Origin of the sequence: Streptomyces sp. NPDC047014, assembly GCF_040644195.1 — a bacterium.
Lineage (GTDB): Bacteria > Actinomycetota > Actinomycetes > Streptomycetales > Streptomycetaceae > Streptomyces.
On sequence record NZ_JBEYVX010000049.1, the window covers coordinates 1 to 18,234 of the forward strand.

Below are 18,234 nucleotides of genomic sequence, written 5' to 3' on the forward strand. Positions count from 1 at the left end.
AGAGCGCCTGCATGGCATGCAGGAGGTCAGGAGTTCAATTCTCCTTAGCTCCACAGTGAGGAAGCGGGCCACCCGGATCGGGTGGCCCGCTTCTCGTTGTGCCGTCGGAGGGAACGGCCGGGCGCCGGCCGGGGCCGCTGCGGTACCCTGACGCCATGCGTGCCGTACGCCTTCTGCTTACCGAGCCGCGCTGATCAGTACCGACCTCCGAGACGGTCGGACTCGGCGCGGCGTCCCCTCCTGTGCGAGGGGTTTTTTCGTTTGGGCAGGCAGAGACGGCAGAGACGATCGATGGAGCTTCAGAAATCATGAGCGAGACGAACACCCCGGCCCCCGAGGCGGCCGAGGCGCACCGTTACACGGCTGCCATGGCCGCCGACATCGAGGCACGCTGGCAGGACGTCTGGGACGAGCGGGGCACCTACGAGGCGCCGAACCCGGCCGGTGACCTGGCCGGGGACCCGGCGGTGGTCGCGCGGCCCAAGAAGTTCATCATGGACATGTTCCCGTACCCCTCCGGTGCGGGCCTGCACGTCGGCCACCCGCTCGGGTACATCGCCACCGACGTCTTCGCCCGCCACCAGCGGATGACCGGCCACAACGTGCTGCACACCCTGGGCTTCGACGCCTTCGGCCTGCCGGCCGAGCAGTACGCCGTGCAGACCGGCACGCACCCGCGGGTCTCCACCGAGGCGAACATCGAGAACATGAAGGTCCAGCTGCGCCGGCTGGGCCTGGGCCACGACAAGCGCCGCTCGTTCGCGACGATCGACCCGGACTACTACAAGTGGACCCAGTGGATCTTCCTGCAGATCTACAACTCCTGGTACGACGCCGACGCGAAGAAGGCCCGCCCCGTCGCGGAGCTGGTCGCCGCCTTCGAGGACGGCTCCCGCGAGGTTCCCGGCGGCCGCGCCTGGGCCGGGCTGGACGCCGCCGAGCGGGCCGAGGTCCTGAACGGCTTCCGGCTGGCCTACGCCTCCGACGCGCCGGTCAACTGGTGCCCCGGGCTGGGCACCGTACTGGCCAACGAGGAGGTCACCGCGGACGGCCGCTCCGAGCGCGGTAACTTCCCGGTCTTCAAGTCCCGCCTGAGCCAGTGGAACATGCGCATCACCGCCTACGCGGACCGCCTGCTGGACGACCTGGACGCGCTGGACTGGCCCGAGGCCATCAAGCTGCAGCAGCGCAACTGGATCGGCCGCAGCGAGGGCGCGCGCGTCGACTTCGCGCTGGGCGACGAGGCCGTCACCGTCTTCACCACCCGCCCCGACACCCTGTTCGGCGCCACCTACATGGTGCTGGCTCCCGAGCACCCGCTGGTCGAGAAGTTCATCCCGGCCGCCTGGCCCGAGGGCACCCACGACCTCTGGACGGGCGGTCACGCCACCCCCGCCGAGGCCGTGGCCGCGTACCGCAAGCAGGCCGCCTCCAAGTCGGACGTCGAGCGGCAGGCCGAGGCCAAGGACAAGACCGGTGTCTTCACCGGTGAGTACGCGCTCAACCCGGTCAGCGGCGCCAAGGTCCCCGTCTTCATCGCGGACTACGTGCTGATGGGCTACGGCACCGGCGCGATCATGGCCGTCCCGGCGCACGACGCCCGCGACTTCGAGTTCGCGCGCGCCTTCGAACTGCCGATCCGCTGCGTGGTCGAGCCCACCGACGGCCGCGGCACCGACCCGGCCGCCTGGGACGACGCCTTCGTCTCCTACGACGCCACCCTGGTCAACTCCTCCGGCGAGGGCATCTCGCTGGACGGCCTGGGCGTCGTCGAGGCCAAGGCCGCGATCACCGACTGGCTGGCCGGGCGCGGCATCGGCGAGGGGACGGTCAACTTCCGCCTGCGCGACTGGCTGTTCAGCCGCCAGCGGTACTGGGGCGAGCCCTTCCCGATCGTCTACGACGAGGACGGCGTCGCGCACCCGCTGCCCGAGTCGATGCTGCCGCTGGAGCTGCCCGAGGTCGAGGACTACTCGCCGCGCACCTTCGAGCCCGACGACGCCGCCTCCAAGCCGGAGACCCCGCTGTCGCGGAACGCGGAGTGGGTGAACGTCGAACTGGACCTGGGCGACGGCCGCGGTGTCCGCTCCTTCCGCCGCGAGACCAACACCATGCCCAACTGGGCCGGTTCCTGCTGGTACGAGCTGCGCTACCTGGACCCGCACAACTCCTCGGCGCTGGTGGACCCGGAGATCGAGCGGTACTGGATGGGCCCGCGCGAGGGCGCCCCGCACGGCGGTGTCGACCTGTACGTGGGCGGCGCCGAGCACGCGGTGCTGCACCTGCTGTACGCGCGCTTCTGGTCCAAGGTGCTGTTCGACCTGGGCCACGTCTCCTCGGCGGAGCCGTTCCACAAGCTGTTCAACCAGGGCATGATCCAGGCGTACGCCTACACCGACGAGCGCGGTGTGTACGTCCCGGCGGCCGAGGTCGAGGAGCGCGACGGGGCGTACTTCTACGAGGGCAAGCAGGTCAGGCGCGAGCACGGCAAGATGGGCAAGTCCCTCAAGAACGCCGTCACGCCGGACGAGATCTGCGAGGAGTACGGCGCGGACACCCTGCGCCTGTACGAGATGGCGATGGGCCCGCTGGACGTCTCGCGTCCGTGGGACACGCGCGCCGTGGTCGGCCAGTACCGGCTGCTGCAGCGCCTGTGGCGCAACATCGTCGACGAGGAGACCGGCGCCGTGACGGTCGTCGACGCCGAGCCGGGCGAGGACACGCTGCGCGCCCTGCACAAGGCGATCGACGGGGCCGGCGCGGACCTGGCCGGACTGCGCTTCAACACCGCCATCGCGAAGATCACCGAGCTGAACAACGCCCTGACCAAGGCGGGCCGGCCGCTGGAGCGCTCCGTCGCGGAGCGGCTGGTGCTGCTGATCGCCCCGCTGGCCCCGCACATCGCGGAGGAGCTGTGGCACCGGCTGGGCCACGGCGAGTCGGTCGTGCACCAGGACTTCCCGGTGGCGGACCCGGCGTACGTGGTGGACGAGACCGTGACCTGCGTGGTGCAGGTCAAGGGCAAGGTCAAGGCGCGCCTGGAGGTGTCGCCGGCGATCTCGGAGGCCGAGCTGGAGCAGCTGGCGGTGACCGACGCGGCCGTCGTGGCGGCGCTGGGCGGTGCGGAGATCCGCAAGGTGATCGTGCGCGCGCCGAAGCTGGTGAACATCGTCGTCTGAGCCGGTGGTGAGCCGGTGGTGAGCTGGTAGTCAGCGGTCGCTGAGCCGCCGGCGGGCCATCGGCGCGGGCGGTGGCTTCGGCCTCGGGGAGATCCCGTACGGGCAGGTTGGGGGTTCGAATGGAACCCCTGGCCTGCCCGTGGCGTTTACGGTGGGAGGGGACGGTAGAGAGCCCAAGGGTTTCGGGGAAGGGACGCTCATGGAGGCCGCGCTGATCATCTTCGCGCTGATGGTGCTCATCACCTTCCTCGGTCTGGGGTACGCGACCGTGAAGGTGGCCAAGGCCACCAAGCGCGGGGTCGACCGGACCCTCTCGCAGGCGCGCCGGACGGTCGAGGACACCACCCTGCGGGCCCGGAGCATCGGCCAGACCGGGGTGGCGGGGTCGCTGGCGCAGCTGCGGCTCGACCTGCGGACCTCGATGAGGTCCACGCAGCAGGCGCTCCAGGAGGGCGCGCGCGTGGACGCCTCGCTCCAGGAGTCGGTCATGCTGTTCGAGCGGCTGAGCGTGCACGGACGCGAGCTGGACGACGAGCTCAAGCGGCTGGAGCAGGACCCGGACCGGCAGCGGATCACGGAGCGGATGCCCGACCTGCGGGAGCGCACCGCGCAGATCACGAAGGCGGCGGACTCGCTGCGCTGGGCCGCGCGGGACCGGGCGAGCCGGTTCGCGGAGGACGAGCTGTCGACGCTGTCGGCGCAGATCGAGATGGAATCGGGCGCGCTGCGGGACTGGCGGCGGGAGCCGCCGGTGGACGAGCTGGCGGCGGCCGCGGCAGCCTGGGACGCGGCGCAGGCGAGCGGGACCGGCGCCTCCTCCACCACGGCTCCGGGCGCGGCCGGGCCCGCCGGGGAGCAGCCGCGGGCGGCTCTGGACCCGGCCGCGCCGCAGACCCCGTACCCCTGGCAGAAGACGCGGCGGCCGGAGAGCACGACCTGAGGGTGCGGGTGCCGGAGGCCGCGCGCGGGGCCGCCACGGGGGCTGGGCTGCCGTCCGGGGCCGGTGGGCGGTAACCTCCGCCTCATGTCCCGCCATGTCGCCATCGTCACCGATTCCACGGCCTACCTGCCCCGGCCGGCCATGGCACGGCACGGGATCACCGCCGTCCCGCTGACCGTCGTGCTGGGCGGGGAGGCGCTGGAGGAGGGCACCGAGATCTCGGCGCGCAGCCTGGCCCTGGCCCTCCAGAAGCGCCGGTCGGTCACCACCTCGCGGCCCGGCCCCGAGCAGTTCGTACAGGCGTACCGGGAGGCCGCGGACGCCGGGGCGACGGGCATCGTCAGCCTGCACCTGTCCGCCGAGTTCTCCGGCACCTACGACGCCGCCGTGGTCGCCGCCAGGACCGCGCCCGTACCCGTCCGGGTCGTGGACACCGGCATGGTCGCGATGGCCCTCGGCTTCTGCGCGCTGGCCGCCGCCGAGGTGGCCGAGGCGGAGGGCTCCGTGGACGAGGCGGTGGCCGCCGCGGAGAAGCGGGCGGCCGACATGGCCGCCTATTTCTACGTGGACACCCTCGACTACCTCCGGCGCGGCGGGCGGATCGGGGCCGCGCAGGCCCTCCTCGGATCGGCGCTGGCCGTGAAGCCGCTGCTGACGCTGGACGGCGGGCGGATCGAGATGCTGGAGAAGGTGCGTACGGCCTCCAAGGCGATCGCGCGCCTCGAGGAGCTGGCCGTCGAGCGGGCGGGCACGGCCGCCGTGGACGTGGCGGTGCACCATCTCGCGGCGCCGGAACGGGCCGAGAAACTGGCGGAGCGGCTGCGCGAGCGGGTGCCGGGGCTGGTCGAACTGCACGTCAGCGAGGTGGGCGCGGTGATCGGCGCGCACACCGGACCGGGGCTGCTGGCGGCGGTGGTCTCGCCCCGCTGATCACCGGAACGGGTGAGGGAGTTATCCACAACGGGGCGGTTTTCCACCGGAATTGAAGGCTCCGGACGGGGATCCGGGCCGGACCCTACCGTCGTGGCATGACTCTTCGAACGCGTACTTCGTATCCGCGGCGCCGGGCTGAGGCGCTGCTCGGTGGGGGCGGGGAGCCGGCGGTGGAGCCGGGTTCCGTGCCCTCTGCGGTGCTGCCTCCGGTGTCGTCTCCGGGGGAGGCGGCCGCGCCGGATCCGCCGCCCGGGGAGGGGCCTGCCGGGGGCGGGTGGCGGCTGGCGGTGCGGGAGCGGCTGCCGGTGTGGGTGCAGGCCCGCTGCGGGGTCGAGCCGCGCACGGTGGCCGCCGTGGGGGTGGTGCTGGTCGTCGCCGTCGGGTTCGCCGGGGAGCAGTACTGGTCCTCCCGGCCGCGGGGGGTGACGGTGCCCGCGGTGGTCGCGCCGGGCGTGGTCCCCGCCGGTGCGACGGCTCCGGCGAGTCCACCGGGCGGGCCGGGGCCCGGCGCGGCCGGTGCTCGGATCGTCGTCGACGTCAGCGGCAAGGTCCGGGATCCCGGGGTGCGGCGGCTGCCCGCCGGCTCGCGGGTGGAGGACGCGCTGGCCGCGGCCGGGGGAGTACGGCCCGGCACGGACACCACCGGGCTGAACCGGGCCCGGCTGCTGGTGGACGGCGAGCAGGTGCTCGTCGGGGCCCCGGCGCAGCCTCCGCCGGGCGGGGCCCCGGGGGCGGTGCCGGGCGGGGCGGCCACGGGCCCGCTGAGCCTGGCGACGGCCACCGTGGCGCAGCTGGACGGGCTGCCCGGGGTCGGGCCGGTCCTGGCGCAGCACATCGTCGATTTCCGTACCGCCCGGGGCGGCTTCCGCTCCGTGGACGAGCTCCGCCAGGTCGACGGCATCGGTGAGCGCCGCTTCGCCGATCTGCGCGGGCTGGTGCGGCCGTGAACCGCCCCGGGGAGCCGGGTGCTCCCGGCCCGGTGGATCTGCGCCTGGCGGTGCCGGCCGGGGCCGCCTGGGCGGCGGCCGCCCTCGCGCTGGACGCGCCCGTCGGGCTCACCGCCGCCGGGGCGGGTCTCGCGGTCGGCTGCGCGGGGCTGCTGCTCCTGCTCGCGGGGCGGCGGGCGGGGCCGCGCTGGAGGAACGCCCCAGCCGTGGCGGCGGCCCTGCTGTGCGCGGCCGCCGGAGCCGGGGTGGCGGGGCTCCAGCTGGCCGAGGCGCGGGCCGGGCCGGTGGCGGGGCTGGCGCGGGAGCACGCCCGCGTCCTCGCCGAGCTGACCGTCGCCTCCGATCCGCGGACCACCCGGAGCGGGAGCGGGCCGCCGGTGGTGGTGCTGGACGCGGTGGTGGGCCGGGTGACCGGGCCCGACGGGCGGAGCACCCGGGTGCGGACTCCCGTACGGGTACTGGCCGCGCACGCGGAGTGGGGCCGGTTGCAGCCCTCCATGCGGGTGGCGGTGGTCGCCCGTACGGCGCCGGGGCGGGGCGGGGAGCGGGCCGTCGCGGTGCTGCGGCCGGCGCGGGACACCCCGCCGCGGGTGACGGGCGGGCCGGATGCCGCCCAGCGGGTCGCGGGGAGGCTGCGGGCCGGGCTGCGCGAAGCCACCGACGGGCTCGCACCGGATGCCAGGGCCCTGCTGCCGGGGCTGGTCGTGGGGGACACCTCCCGGGTTCCGCCCGAGCTGCACGAGGTGTTCCGGGCCACCGACCTGCTGCACCTGCTGGCCGTCTCCGGGTCGAACCTGACCGTGGTGCTGTTCCTGCTCCTCGGGCCCCCGGGCCGCGCGCAGCAGGCCGAGCGGCGCGGGCTGGCCCCCCGGCTGGGGCTCTCGCTGAGGGCGACCGCCCTGTGCGGGGCGGCCCTGACGCTGGCCTTCGTGGTGGTGTGCCGGCCGGAGCCGAGCGTGCTGCGGGCCGCGGCCTGCGGGGCGGTCACCCTGCTGGCGCTCGCCACCGGGCGGCGCCGGTCCCTGATCCCCGCGCTGGGCGCCGCCGTCCTGCTGCTGGTGCTCTACGACCCGTGGCTGGCCCGCAGTTACGGCTTCCTGCTCTCCGTCCTGGCCACCGGGGCGCTGCTGACCCTCGCGCCCCGGTGGAGCCGGGCGCTGCGGGCGCGGGGGATGGGGCCGCGGCCGGCCGAGGCACTGGGGGCCGCCGCTGCCGCGCAGGCGGTGTGCGCGCCCGTGGTCGCGGTGCTGGCCGCGCGGGTGAGCCTGGTGGCGGTGCCGTGCAATCTGCTCGCCGAGCTCGCGGCGGGTCCCGCGACGGTGCTCGGCTTCGCCGCGCTGGCGGTGGCCCCGCTGTGGATGCCCGCCGCGGAGCTGCTGGCCCACGGTGCCGGGGTGCCCGCGGGGTGGATCGCGGCGGTGGCCCGGACCGGGGCCGGGTTCCCGGGGGCGGAGCTGGCCTGGCCGGGCGGGCTCGCCGGAGGGCTGCTGCTGGCCGCCGCCACGGTGGCCGCCGTGGCGCTGGCCTCCCGGCTGAGGTGGCGGCGCGGGTGCTGTGCCGTGCTGGCGGTGGTCCTGCTGCTGGCCGTGCTCAGGCCGCCGCAGCTGACCCGTACGGTGACCGGCTGGCCGCCGCCCGACTGGAGCTATGTGCAGTGCGCGGTGGGGCAGGGGGACGCCGCCGTGCTCGCCGTCGGCCCGGGGGAGGCCGTGGTGGTGGACGCGGGGGCGGAGCCGGGGCCGGTGGACGGCTGTCTGCGGGCGCTGGGCGTGCGGAGGGTGCCGATGCTGCTGCTGACGCATTTTCACGCCGACCATGTGGGCGGCCTCTCCGGGGTGCTGCGCGGCCGTTCCGTCGGCCTGATCCAGGCGACGGCGCGGGAGGAGCCGCCCGCGCAGGCCGCGTTCGTCCACCGGCTCGCGCGGGCGGCGGGGGTGCCGGTGGTCCGGGCGGTCCAGGGCGAGCGGCGCACGGCCGGGCCGCTCGCCTGGCAGGTGCTGTGGCCGCCGCCGGGCGGTGCGCCCTCCGAGGGGCCCAACGACGCGAGCGTGGTCCTGCTGGTGCGGCGCGCGGGCCTGAGCCTGCTCCTGCTCGGGGACCTCGAACCCCCGGCACAGCAGGCCCTGTTGAGGGACCACCCGGATCTCGGCCCGGTGGATGTGCTCAAGGTCGCCCACCACGGCTCCGCGCACCAGGACCCGGAGCTGCACGAGCGGATCCGGCCACGGCTGGCGATTGTTCCGGTCGGTACAAAAAACCGCTACGGGCACCCCGCGCCGGGTACGCTCGCACGCCTGCGGGCGGTGGGGGCGACGGTGTTGCGCACCGATACGGACGGCTCGGTGGCCGTCAGCGGGACGGGTGCGCGTATACGGGCGTTTCCGGCCAGCAGGCGGCGGATGCGGCGTGGGCATACCGGGCGCGAGCACTCTGTTTGCCCACAACCCGACAGCATGATCGAATGCGTCTTCGCCAGAACGGTCCAAGTCCACACAGCACGGGGGTGCATCAGTCATGTTCGGTCGCCGGCGGGGGATGGAGCCGGCCGGAGGTTCCGGTCCGCACACATCCGCGACACTGACGCTGCCGCCGACGGCGCGTCTGCTCAGCTACCGGGTCCTCGACACGGTCCACAGACCGGTCCGGCAGGCCGCGTTCGAGGTGACCGACCCGATCGGCCGGAAGGTCGTCACGGGCGAGACCGACCCGTACGGCGGCTTCGTCGCGACGGTGCCGGAGGGGGAGTACCGGCTGCTGGTGACGGCCGAGGGGTACGCGCCGTTCCACGGGGTGACCCTGGTGGGGGACCCGGTGCAGCCGGGCACCGGGGAGATCATCCTCGACGCGGTGGAGCCGCCGCTCCTGCCCAAGCCCGGGCACTGGGAGCTCGATCCGGCGCATTCGTCGATCGGGTTCACGGCCCGGCACATCGGCCTGGCCCGCATCCACGGACGGTTCAACACGTTCGCGGGGGCGGTGCGCATAGCCGACCGCATGGAGGACTCCACCATGCACGTGATCATCGATGCGACGAGCATCGACACCGGGATGCGGCTGCGGGACGACCACCTGCGGTCGGGGGATTTCCTGGACGCCGGCCGCCACCCCACGGTGGAGTTCTACAGCGAGCGGTTCATCCACCGCACCGGCAGCCGCTGGGCGGTGGCCGGCGCCCTGACCCTCCACGGGGTCAGCCGGTCGGTCACCCTGGACACCCAGTACCTGGGGCTGGGCACGGGCATGGAGGGCGAGGTACGGGCGGCCTGCCGGGCCACGGCCGAGCTGCACCGCGAGGACTTCACCCTCAACTGGCAGTCGCTGCTGGCCCAGGGGATCGCGGCGATCGGCTCCAGCGTGGACGTCACCCTGGACGTCCAGATCGTCCACAAGGGCTGACGGGGGCGCCCCCGGCCTCAGGGGGCCTCCAGCCAGCCCTCGTACGCGGCGGCGAGGTCGTCCAGCGCGGCGGTGTCGAGCCGTTCCGCCGGGTCCTCGACGACCACCAGCCACTGGGCGTCCTCGGCGTCGTCCTCACCGGCCAGGGCGTCGCGCACCAACTGCGGCTCCTCCGGGAGGCCGAAGCGGTCCACGGCCTCCTGGGCCACCTCCTCGGCGGCGTCGCGGTCGGGCAGGACGAGTACATGTCGCAGGTTCACCCGGTCATTCTCGGGCACGCGGCGCGGTGGGCTGTCAGTGCGGCATGGGATCCTGGAGCCGATGGCCACCAGGAAGAATTCCACCGACGACCCGCTCGCTCCGCTCACCCTCGCGGTGGGCCAGGAGGAGCTGCTGCTCGACCGCGCCGTCCGGGAGGTGGTGGCCGCCGCCCGCGCGGCCGACGCCGACACCGATGTGCGCGACCTCACCTCCGACCAGCTCCAGCCCGGCACCCTGGCCGAGCTGGCCAGCCCCTCGCTCTTCTCCGAGCGCAAGGTGCTGGTCGTCCGCAACGCGCAGGACCTCTCGGCGGACACGGTCAAGGAGGTCAAGGCGTACCTCGACGCGCCCTACGAGGAGATCGCCCTCGTCCTCCTCCACGCCGGCGGCGCCAAGGGCAAGGGGCTGCTCGACGCGGCGCGCAAGGCCGGTGCCCGGGAGATCGCCTGCCCGAAGATGACGAAGGCGGCCGACCGGCTCTCCTTCGTACGGGGCGAGTTCCGCACGCTCGGCCGCTCCGCGACGCCCGAGGCGTGCCAGACCCTCGTGGACGCCATCGGCAGCGACCTGCGGGAGCTGGCGAGCGCGGCGGCGCAGCTGTGCGCGGACGTCGAGGGCACCATCGACGAGGCCGTCGTCGGCCGCTACTACACCGGCCGGGCCGAAGCCTCCAGCTTCACCGTCGCGGACCGGGCGGTGGAGGGCCGGGCGGCCGAGGCCCTGGAGGCCCTGCGCTGGTCGCTGGCGACCGGGGTGGCCCCCGTACTGATCACCAGCGCGCTGGCCCAGGCGGTCCGCGCGATCGGCAAGCTGGCCTCCGCCCCGCGCGGCGCCCGCCCCGGCGACCTCGCCCGGGACCTCGGCATGCCGCCGTGGAAGATCGACCGGGTCCGCCAGCAGATGCGCGGCTGGTCGGCGGACGGGGTCTCCCTGGCGCTGCGCGCCGTGGCCGAGGCCGACGCCGGGGTCAAGGGCGGCGGGGACGATCCGGAGTACGCCTTGGAGAAGGCCGTCGTCGCCGTGGCCCGCGCGGCCCGCCCCCAGCGCCACTGAGCCGGGCCGGGGCCGGGCAGGCTCCGGCAGGAGCGCCCCCGGGACGGACGAAGGCCCCGGCTCACCACCCTGGGGAAGAGTGGGGAGCCGGGGCCTTCGGTACTTCTCGGTTGCACCGCACCCGCGTGGCGAACGCTTCGTGTGCGGCGCGGGGTGCCGGTCAGGAGCGGGAGAGAGGGCCCGCTGGGTCCTGCCCGGCGATCACATCAGGGAGCTCAGCCCTGGAGGGTGGCGACCTTGGAAGCCAGCGCCGACTTCTTGTTGGCGGCGGCGTTCTTGTGGATGACACCCTTCGAGACAGCCTTGTCGAGCGCACGGGCGGCGGCGCGGGAAGCCACGGTGGCCTTCTCGACGTCACCGGCGACGACAGCCTCGCGGGCCTTGCGGATCGCGGTCTTGAGCGACGACTTGACGGCCTTGTTACGCAGGCGCGCCTTCTCGTTGGTCTTGTTCCGCTTGATCTGGGACTTGATGTTCGCCACGAAAAGAGCCTTCTCAGGTTCAGAGGTTGATCTTCCGACTGTGTCCCGGGAGTTGAGAGGGCACACGAGACACAGCTGCCCAGGCTACCAGCAGCCTTCCGGGCGGCCCAAACCGAGCGCACTGCCCCGTCCATGGGACCATGGGAGTCTGCGTACAGATCCGACATCGCGCCGACGAAGGCGACGAGATCCGAACTTTCGCCTCCGACTTCGTTCCGACTGCGACCCGAGAATCAGGACACTGCGTGCCCGCGATCCCCAGCCACGTGCCCGAGCCGAGCCGTACCGACCCGGCGCTGATCCGCAATTTCTGCATCATCGCGCACATCGACCACGGCAAGTCGACCCTTGCCGACCGGATGCTCCAGCTCACCGGTGTCGTCGACCAGCGGCAGATGCGCGCCCAGTACCTCGACCGCATGGACATCGAGCGTGAGCGCGGTATCACGATCAAGTCCCAGGCGGTCCGTCTGCCCTGGGCGCCCACCACGGGCGAGGGTCAGGGCAGCACCCACATCCTCAACATGATCGACACCCCCGGGCACGTCGACTTCACCTACGAGGTCTCGCGCTCCCTCGCCGCCTGCGAGGGCACCGTCCTGCTGGTGGACGCCGCCCAGGGCATCGAGGCGCAGACCCTCGCCAACCTGTACCTGGCGATGGAGAACGACCTTGCGATCGTCCCCGTCCTGAACAAGATCGACCTGCCGGCCGCGCAGCCGGAGAAGTTCGCCGAGGAGCTGGCGAACCTGGTCGGCTGCGACCCCGACGACGTGCTCCGCGTCTCCGCGAAGACCGGCCTGGGCGTGGACGCGCTGCTCGACAAGGTCGTCGCCACCGTCCCGGCGCCGGTCGGCGTCAAGGACGCCCCCGCCCGCGCGATGATCTTCGACTCGGTCTACGACTCGTACCGCGGCGTCGTGACCTACGTGCGTGTGGTCGACGGCCAGCTCAACAAGCGCGAGCGCATCCGCATGATGTCCACCGGCGCCACGCACGAGCTGCTGGAGATCGGCGTCTCCTCCCCGGAGATGACCCCGGCCGACGGCATCGGCGTCGGCGAGGTGGGCTACATCATCACCGGCGTGAAGGACGTCCGTCAGTCCAAGGTCGGTGACACCATCACCAGCCTGCACAACGGCGCGACCGATGCCCTCGGCGGCTACAAGGACCCGAAGCCGATGGTCTTCTCGGGCCTGTACCCGCTCGACGGCTCGGACTACCCGGACCTGCGCGAGGCCCTGGACAAGCTCCAGCTCAACGACGCCGCGCTGGTCTACGAGCCGGAGACCTCGGCGGCGCTCGGCTTCGGCTTCCGCGTCGGCTTCCTCGGCCTGCTGCACCTGGACGTGGTCCGCGAGCGCCTGGAGCGCGAGTTCGGCCTCGACCTGATCGCCACCGCGCCCAACGTGGTCTACCGGGTGGTGCTGGAGGACGGCAAGGAGGTCACCGTCACCAACCCGAGCGAGTTCCCCGAGGGCAAGATCAAGGACGTCTTCGAACCGGTCGTCCGGGCCACCGTGCTCGCCCCGACCGAGTTCATCGGCGCGATCATGGAGCTCTGCCAGCAGCGCCGCGGCACCCTCCTCGGCATGGACTACCTTTCCGAGGACCGCGTCGAGATCCGCTACACCCTCCCGCTCGCGGAGATCGTCTTCGACTTCTTCGACCAGCTCAAGTCCAAGACGCGCGGCTACGCCTCCCTCGACTACGAGCCCACCGGCGAGCAGGCGTCCAGCCTGGTCAAGGTCGACATCCTGCTGCACGGCGACAAGGTCGACGCCTTCTCCGCCGTCTGCCACAAGGACGCCGCCTACGCCTACGGCGTGCGCCTGGTCGCCAAGCTGCGCGAGCTCATCCCGAGGCAGGCGTTCGAGGTGCCCGTCCAGGCCGCGATCGGCTCCCGCGTCATCGCCCGCGAGACCATCCGCGCCATCCGCAAGGACGTCCTCGCCAAGTGCTACGGCGGTGACATCTCCCGTAAGCGGAAGCTGCTGGAGAAGCAGAAGGAGGGCAAGAAGCGCATGAAGATGGTCGGCTCCGTGGAGGTCCCGCAGGAGGCGTTCATCGCCGTCCTCTCCAGCGACGAGTCCGGCGGCAAGAAGAAGTAGCCGCCGCCCCGCCACCCGGCGTACACAGGCCCCCGTGCACCCGCGCGGGGGCCTGTTTCGTTATGAACCGGCCGCTCGTGGGCTCTTACGCGCACGGCGGACGGCCTCTAGTCTGATCACTGCTCCACGGTTACTCGCCAGTTCAGAAAGTCAACGGCTGCAAACCCGCCAGTCCCAAGCGCCCCCAGCGCCCCACGCCCACGCACTGCCCGCGTGGTTCGGTCCGGAGGATGTCGTGAGCGACACGAAGACCTATCTCGAGAACCGCCCGCCCACCGTGGCGGTGCTCTTCCTTGAGCGCGTCGCCGCGACGCCGGATGCGGAGGCGTACCGGTACCCGGTGCCCTCGGCCGGCGGGCAGGGCGCCCCCGACGACTGGAAGTCACTCAGCTGGGGCCAGGCGGCCGAGCGGGTCTTCGCCGTCGCCGCCGGGCTGATCTCCCTCGGCCTGCAGACCGAGGACCGGGTCGCGCTCGCCTCCAACACCCGCGTCGAGTGGATCCTCTCCGACCTCGGCGTGATGTGCGCCGGCGGCGCGGTCACCACCGTCTACCCCAGCACCAACGCGGACGAGTCGGCCTTCATCCTGGCCGACTCCGAGAGCCGGCTGCTCATCGCCGAGGACGCCGCGCAGCTGGCCAAGGCCCGCGAGCGCCGCGCCGACCTGCCGGCGCTGCGCCATGTCGTGGTCATGGACGCCGCCGACGCGGTGCCCGCCGAGGGCGACCCCGAGGGCTGGGTGCTCTCGCTGGAGGAGCTGGAGGCCAAGGGCCGCGAGTACCTGGCCAAGCACCCCGAGGCGGTGGACGAGCGCATCGCCTCGATCACCTCCCAGCAGCTCGCCACCCTCATCTACACCTCCGGCACCACGGGCCGCCCCAAGGGCGTCCGGCTGCTGCACGACAACTGGTCCTACCTGGCCAAGGCCATGGTCGCCACCGGTCTGATCGGCAAGGAGGACGTCCAGTACCTCTGGCTGCCGCTGGCCCACGTCTTCGGCAAGGTGCTGACCTCCGGGCAGATCGAGGCCGGTCACGTCACGGCCGTCGACGGCCGCATCGACAAGATCATCGAGAACCTGCCGGTCGTGCAGCCCACCTACATGGCCGCCGTACCGCGCATCTTCGAGAAGGTCTACAACGGCGTCGCCGCCAAGGCGCGGGCCGCGGGTGGGGCCAAGTACAAGATCTTCCAGTGGTCCGCCGGAGTGGCCCGCGAGTACGCCAAGGTCACCCAGGACAACTTCCGCCGCACCGGACAGGCCAGCGCCCCCTTCGGCCTCACCACCAAGCACAGGATCGCGGACGCGCTCGTCTACTCCAAGCTCCGCGACGCCTTCGGCGGCAAGCTGCGCGCGGCCGTCTCCGGCGCCTCCGCCCTCGCCCCCGACATCGGCTTCTTCTTCTCCGGCGCGGGCATCCACATCCTGGAGGGCTACGGTCTGACCGAGTCCAGCGCCGCCTCCTTCGTCAACCCGGGCGAGGCGTACCGCACCGGCACGGTCGGCAAGCCGCTCCCCGGCACCGAGGTCCGCATCGCGGACGACGGCGAGGTCCTGCTGCGCGGTCCCGGCATCATGCAGGGCTACCACGGGCAGCCCGAGAAGACCGCCGAGGTCCTGGAGCCCGACGGCTGGCTGCACACCGGCGACATCGGGGAGCTCTCGCCCGACGGCTACCTGCGCATCACCGACCGCAAGAAGGACCTGATCAAGACCTCGGGCGGCAAGTACGTCGCCCCGGCCGAGATCGAGGGGCAGTTCAAGGCGATCTGCCCCTACGTCTCCACGATCGTGGTGCACGGCGCCGACCGGAACTTCTGCACGGCGCTCATCGCCCTCGACGAGCCGGCCATCGTGGGCTGGGCCGCCGACAACGGGCTGGAGGGGAAGACGTACCAGCAGGTCCTGGCCGCGCCGGAGACCACCCGGCTGATCGAGACCTACGTCCAGACCCTCAACGAGGGCCTCCAGCGCTGGCAGACGGTCAAGAAGTTCCGCCTGCTGCCGCGCGACCTGGACGTCGAGCACGGCGACCTCACCCCCAGCCTCAAGCTGAAGCGGCCGGTGGTCGAGCGTGAGTTCAAGCACCTGATCGAGGAGATGTACGAGGGCTCGCGCGAGGCGTAGCGCCCCCGGCGGGCCGGCGGGGTGCGGGGCGGCGGACCGCCCCGCGCCTGCCGTGCCCGCGCGTGCGGGATGATGGGGGTATGCCTTCCGCCCTGCCCGACGGTGACCCCATGCCCGAAGACGGCTCGCTGCCGTCGCACGCCCTGACGGGCGCGGGGGACCGGCCCCTCGGGTTCTACCTGCACGTCCCCTACTGCGCCACCCGCTGCGGGTACTGCGACTTCAACACCTACACGGCCACCGAGCTGCGGGGCACCGGAGGCGTGCTCGCCTCCCGGGAGAACTACGCCGACACCCTGATGGACGAGGTCCGCCTGGCGCGCAAGGTGCTCGGCGACGACCCGCGGGCCGTCCGCACCGTCTTCGTGGGCGGCGGCACGCCCACCCTGCTGCCCGCCGCCGACCTGGTCCGGATGCTCGCGGCGATCCGGGACGAGTTCGGCCTGGCCGAGGACGCCGAGATCACCACGGAGGCCAACCCGGAGTCCGTCGACCCGCGCTACCTGGCCGAACTGCGCGCCGGCGGCTTCAACCGGGTCTCCTTCGGCATGCAGAGCGCCAGGCGCCATGTCCTCAAGGTGCTCGACCGCACCCACACCCCGGGCCGCCCCGAGGCGTGCGTGGCCGAGGCGCGGGCCGCGGGCTTCGAGCACGTCAACCTCGACCTGATCTACGGGACCCCCGGCGAGTCCGACGAGGACTGGCGGGCCTCCCTGGCCGCGGCCATCGGGGCCGGCCCGGACCATGTCAGCGCCTACGCGCTGATCGTGGAGGAGGGCACCCAGCTGGCGCGGCGGATCCGCCGCGGCGAGGTCCCGATGACCGACGACGACGTGCACGCCGACCGCTACCTGATCGCGGACGAGGTGATGGCCCAGGCCGGCTACTCCTGGTACGAGGTCTCGAACTGGGCGACCTCGGAGGCCGGCCGCTGCCTGCACAACGAGCTGTACTGGCGCGGCGCCGACTGGTGGGGCGCCGGCCCGGGCGCGCACTCGCACGTGGGCGGGGTGCGCTGGTGGAACGTCAAGCACCCCGGGGCCTACGCCGCCGCCCTCGCGGAGGGCCGCTCCCCGGGCGCGGGCCGCGAGCTGCTGTCCGCGGAGGACCGCCGGGTGGAGCGGATCCTGCTGGAGCTGCGCCTGGTGGACGGCGTCCCGCTCTCCCTGCTGGCCCCGGCCGGCCTGGCAGCCTCCCGCCGCGCCCTGACGGACGGCCTCCTCCAGCCGGAGCCGTACGAAGCGGGCCGGGCGGTCCTGACCCTCCGCGGCCGCCTGCTGGCGGACGCGGTGGTCCGCGACCTGGTGGACTGAACCACCCGGTGGGGTGAATACCCCCGGATCCCCGTCCGGACTGCCTGCGTTGTCCCTAGGCTGCCGCCGACAGCACGCGGTGGATGTGGAGGACCACGGAGATGGCCGCTGTGGACGAGCGTGGGATGGCCAGGTTCTTCGAGGGGTTCCAGCCTCCCGACGGAGTCAGGGCCGAGCTCCTCCGGGGGGAAATCGTGATGACGGCCGGCCCCGATCTGGTGCACAACCTGATCGTGGAAAACGTGCAGGACCAGATTCCGCGCAAGCGGTGGGCCCGGCTCCAGACCCAGGACGTCGACATCGTCGACGAGGCGAGCGAGACCGTGCCCGACCTGGTGGTCCTGGACCGCGAGGCGCACACGGGCTCGGGCCGTCTCCTGCCCTCGCAGTTGATCACGCTGGTGGTGGAGGTGGCGTCCAGGACCAGCGTCGACCGGGACTACGTGGTCAAGCGTTCCGTCTATGCCGCGGGACGGGTGCCCGCGTACCTGATCATCGACCCCGTCAGCGCGCAGTGCGTCCTGCTCACGATTCCCGTCGGCGCGGGGGACGAGGCCGACTACCGCGCGCAGCGCGTCTCGAAATTCGGCGAGCCGCTGCCGCTCGAACTGCTCGGCGTCGAGCTGGACACGAGCGAGTTCGGCACCTTCGAGGGCGTCAGGGCGCGCCGTCACCCGTGACGAAGTCGATCAGTTCCTCCACGCGGCCCAGCAGCGTCGGCTCCAGGTCCTTGTAGGACGTCACCCGGGACAGGATGTGCTGCCAGGCGGCGCCCGTGTGGTCCGGCCAGCCCAGGGCGCGGCAGACGCCCGTCTTCCAGTCCTGGCCGCGCGGGATCACCGGCCAGGCGGGGATGCCGAGGGCGGACGGTTTCACCGCCTGCCAGACGTCCACGTACGGGTGGCCCACCACCAGCACGTCCGGAGAGGTCACCTCCGCCGCGATACGGGACTCCTTCGAGCCCGGCACCAGATGGTCCACCAGCACCCCGAGGCGGGCGTCCGGGGCCGGGCCGAACTCCGCCACCACGGCCGGGAGGTCGTCCACGCCCTCCAGGTACTCCACCACCACGCCCTCGATGCGCAGGTCGTCGCCCCAGACCCGCTCCACCAGCTCGGCGTCGTGGCGGCCCTCCACGTAGATCCGGCCCGCCCGCGCCACCCGCGCGCGGGCGCCGGGCACCGCGATCGACCCGGAGGCGGTGCGGGCGGGGGCCACCGGGCCGCGGGGCGGGCGGACCAGCGTCACCACGGCCCCGTCCAGCAGGAAGCCGCGCGGCTCCATCGGGAAGACCCGGCGCTTGCCGAACCGGTCCTCCAGGGTCACCGTGCCCGCCTCGCAGGCCACCACCGCGCCGCAGAAGTCCGTACCGGCCACCTCGACCACGAGGTCGGGCTCCGCCGCCACCTCGGGCACGGCCTTCGGGCGCTTCCACTGCGGGGTCAGGTCGGGGGAGTACTCGCGCATCCGGCCGACATTAGGAGAGCCGCG

13 protein-coding genes and 1 pseudogene are annotated in these 18,234 nt (G+C 73.0%); 11 read left to right on the forward strand and 3 right to left on the reverse strand.

The genetic code is table 11. From position 1 onward, the window contains the following. Positions 1-308: 308 nt before the first annotated feature. The 6 genes and pseudogenes from leuS to ABZ873_RS23190 all read left to right on the forward strand — a co-directional run bounded on the left by leuS (position 309) and on the right by ABZ873_RS23190 (position 9,395). Complete coding sequence (gene leuS, locus ABZ873_RS23165; protein ID WP_360875258.1) at positions 309-3,179, forward strand: leucine--tRNA ligase; 2,871 nt, start codon at positions 309-311, stop codon at positions 3,177-3,179. 199 nt (positions 3,180-3,378) lie between these two features. Then, positions 3,379-4,119, forward strand: a complete 741-nt coding sequence (locus tag ABZ873_RS23170; protein WP_360875261.1) for a hypothetical protein — start codon at positions 3,379-3,381, stop codon at positions 4,117-4,119. An 84-nt stretch (positions 4,120-4,203) separates the two neighbouring features. Further along, the gene (locus tag ABZ873_RS23175) at positions 4,204-5,049 is read left to right on the forward strand and encodes a DegV family protein (RefSeq protein WP_360875263.1); all 846 of its coding nucleotides are present in this window, start codon (positions 4,204-4,206) and stop codon (positions 5,047-5,049) included. Between the two features lie 98 nt (positions 5,050-5,147). Further along, positions 5,148-5,999, forward strand: coding sequence for a ComEA family DNA-binding protein (locus tag ABZ873_RS23180; protein WP_360875266.1), 852 nt, complete (start codon positions 5,148-5,150; stop codon positions 5,997-5,999). Then, positions 5,996-8,389: pseudogene (locus ABZ873_RS23185) on the forward strand (ComEC/Rec2 family competence protein); the annotation flags it as partial. The gene ABZ873_RS23180 and the pseudogene ABZ873_RS23185, both read left to right, overlap by 4 nt. A gap of 145 nt (positions 8,390-8,534) precedes the next feature. Then, positions 8,535-9,395, forward strand: coding sequence for a YceI family protein (locus ABZ873_RS23190; protein WP_360875335.1), 861 nt, complete (start codon positions 8,535-8,537; stop codon positions 9,393-9,395). Between the two features lie 17 nt (positions 9,396-9,412). On the opposite strand, the gene ABZ873_RS23195 is transcribed toward ABZ873_RS23190, so the two are convergent. Continuing rightward, positions 9,413-9,655 carry a hypothetical protein gene (locus ABZ873_RS23195; RefSeq protein WP_360875269.1) on the reverse strand — a complete coding sequence of 81 codons (243 nt, stop codon included), beginning with the start codon at positions 9,653-9,655 and terminating at the stop codon, positions 9,413-9,415. A gap of 61 nt (positions 9,656-9,716) precedes the next feature. Here ABZ873_RS23195 and holA point away from each other — a divergent pair, with 61 nt between their 5' ends. Next, positions 9,717-10,709 carry a DNA polymerase III subunit delta gene (gene holA, locus ABZ873_RS23200; RefSeq protein WP_360875271.1) on the forward strand — a complete coding sequence of 331 codons (993 nt, stop codon included), beginning with the start codon at positions 9,717-9,719 and terminating at the stop codon, positions 10,707-10,709. A 215-nt stretch (positions 10,710-10,924) separates the two neighbouring features. Here holA and rpsT read toward each other — a convergent pair whose 3' ends face one another. Further along, the gene (gene rpsT, locus ABZ873_RS23205) at positions 10,925-11,191 is read right to left on the reverse strand and encodes a 30S ribosomal protein S20 (protein WP_360875273.1); all 267 of its coding nucleotides are present in this window, start codon (positions 11,189-11,191) and stop codon (positions 10,925-10,927) included. A gap of 245 nt (positions 11,192-11,436) precedes the next feature. Between rpsT and lepA the strand changes: the two genes are divergently transcribed. The 4 genes from lepA (at position 11,437) to ABZ873_RS23225 (ending at position 17,423) form a co-directional block, all read left to right on the forward strand. Next, the gene (lepA, locus tag ABZ873_RS23210; RefSeq protein WP_360875275.1) at positions 11,437-13,302 is read left to right on the forward strand and encodes a translation elongation factor 4; all 1,866 of its coding nucleotides are present in this window, start codon (positions 11,437-11,439) and stop codon (positions 13,300-13,302) included. Between the two features lie 235 nt (positions 13,303-13,537). After that, positions 13,538-15,430 (forward strand): long-chain fatty acid--CoA ligase, encoded by a 1,893-nt coding sequence (locus ABZ873_RS23215; protein WP_360875277.1) that lies wholly within the window; start codon positions 13,538-13,540, stop codon positions 15,428-15,430. An 80-nt stretch (positions 15,431-15,510) separates the two neighbouring features. Then, on the forward strand, positions 15,511-16,743 hold the full coding sequence (hemW, locus tag ABZ873_RS23220; protein WP_360875279.1) for a radical SAM family heme chaperone HemW: 1,233 nt from the start codon (positions 15,511-15,513) through the stop codon (positions 16,741-16,743). A gap of 83 nt (positions 16,744-16,826) precedes the next feature. Next, positions 16,827-17,423 (forward strand): Uma2 family endonuclease, encoded by a 597-nt coding sequence (locus tag ABZ873_RS23225; protein WP_360875281.1) that lies wholly within the window; start codon positions 16,827-16,829, stop codon positions 17,421-17,423. Here ABZ873_RS23225 and ABZ873_RS23230 read toward each other — a convergent pair. Then, positions 17,401-18,210, reverse strand: coding sequence for a DUF3097 domain-containing protein (locus ABZ873_RS23230; protein WP_360875283.1), 810 nt, complete (start codon positions 18,208-18,210; stop codon positions 17,401-17,403). The two genes, ABZ873_RS23225 and ABZ873_RS23230, sit on opposite strands and share 23 nt — an antisense overlap. Between the last annotated feature and the right edge of the window lie 24 nt (positions 18,211-18,234).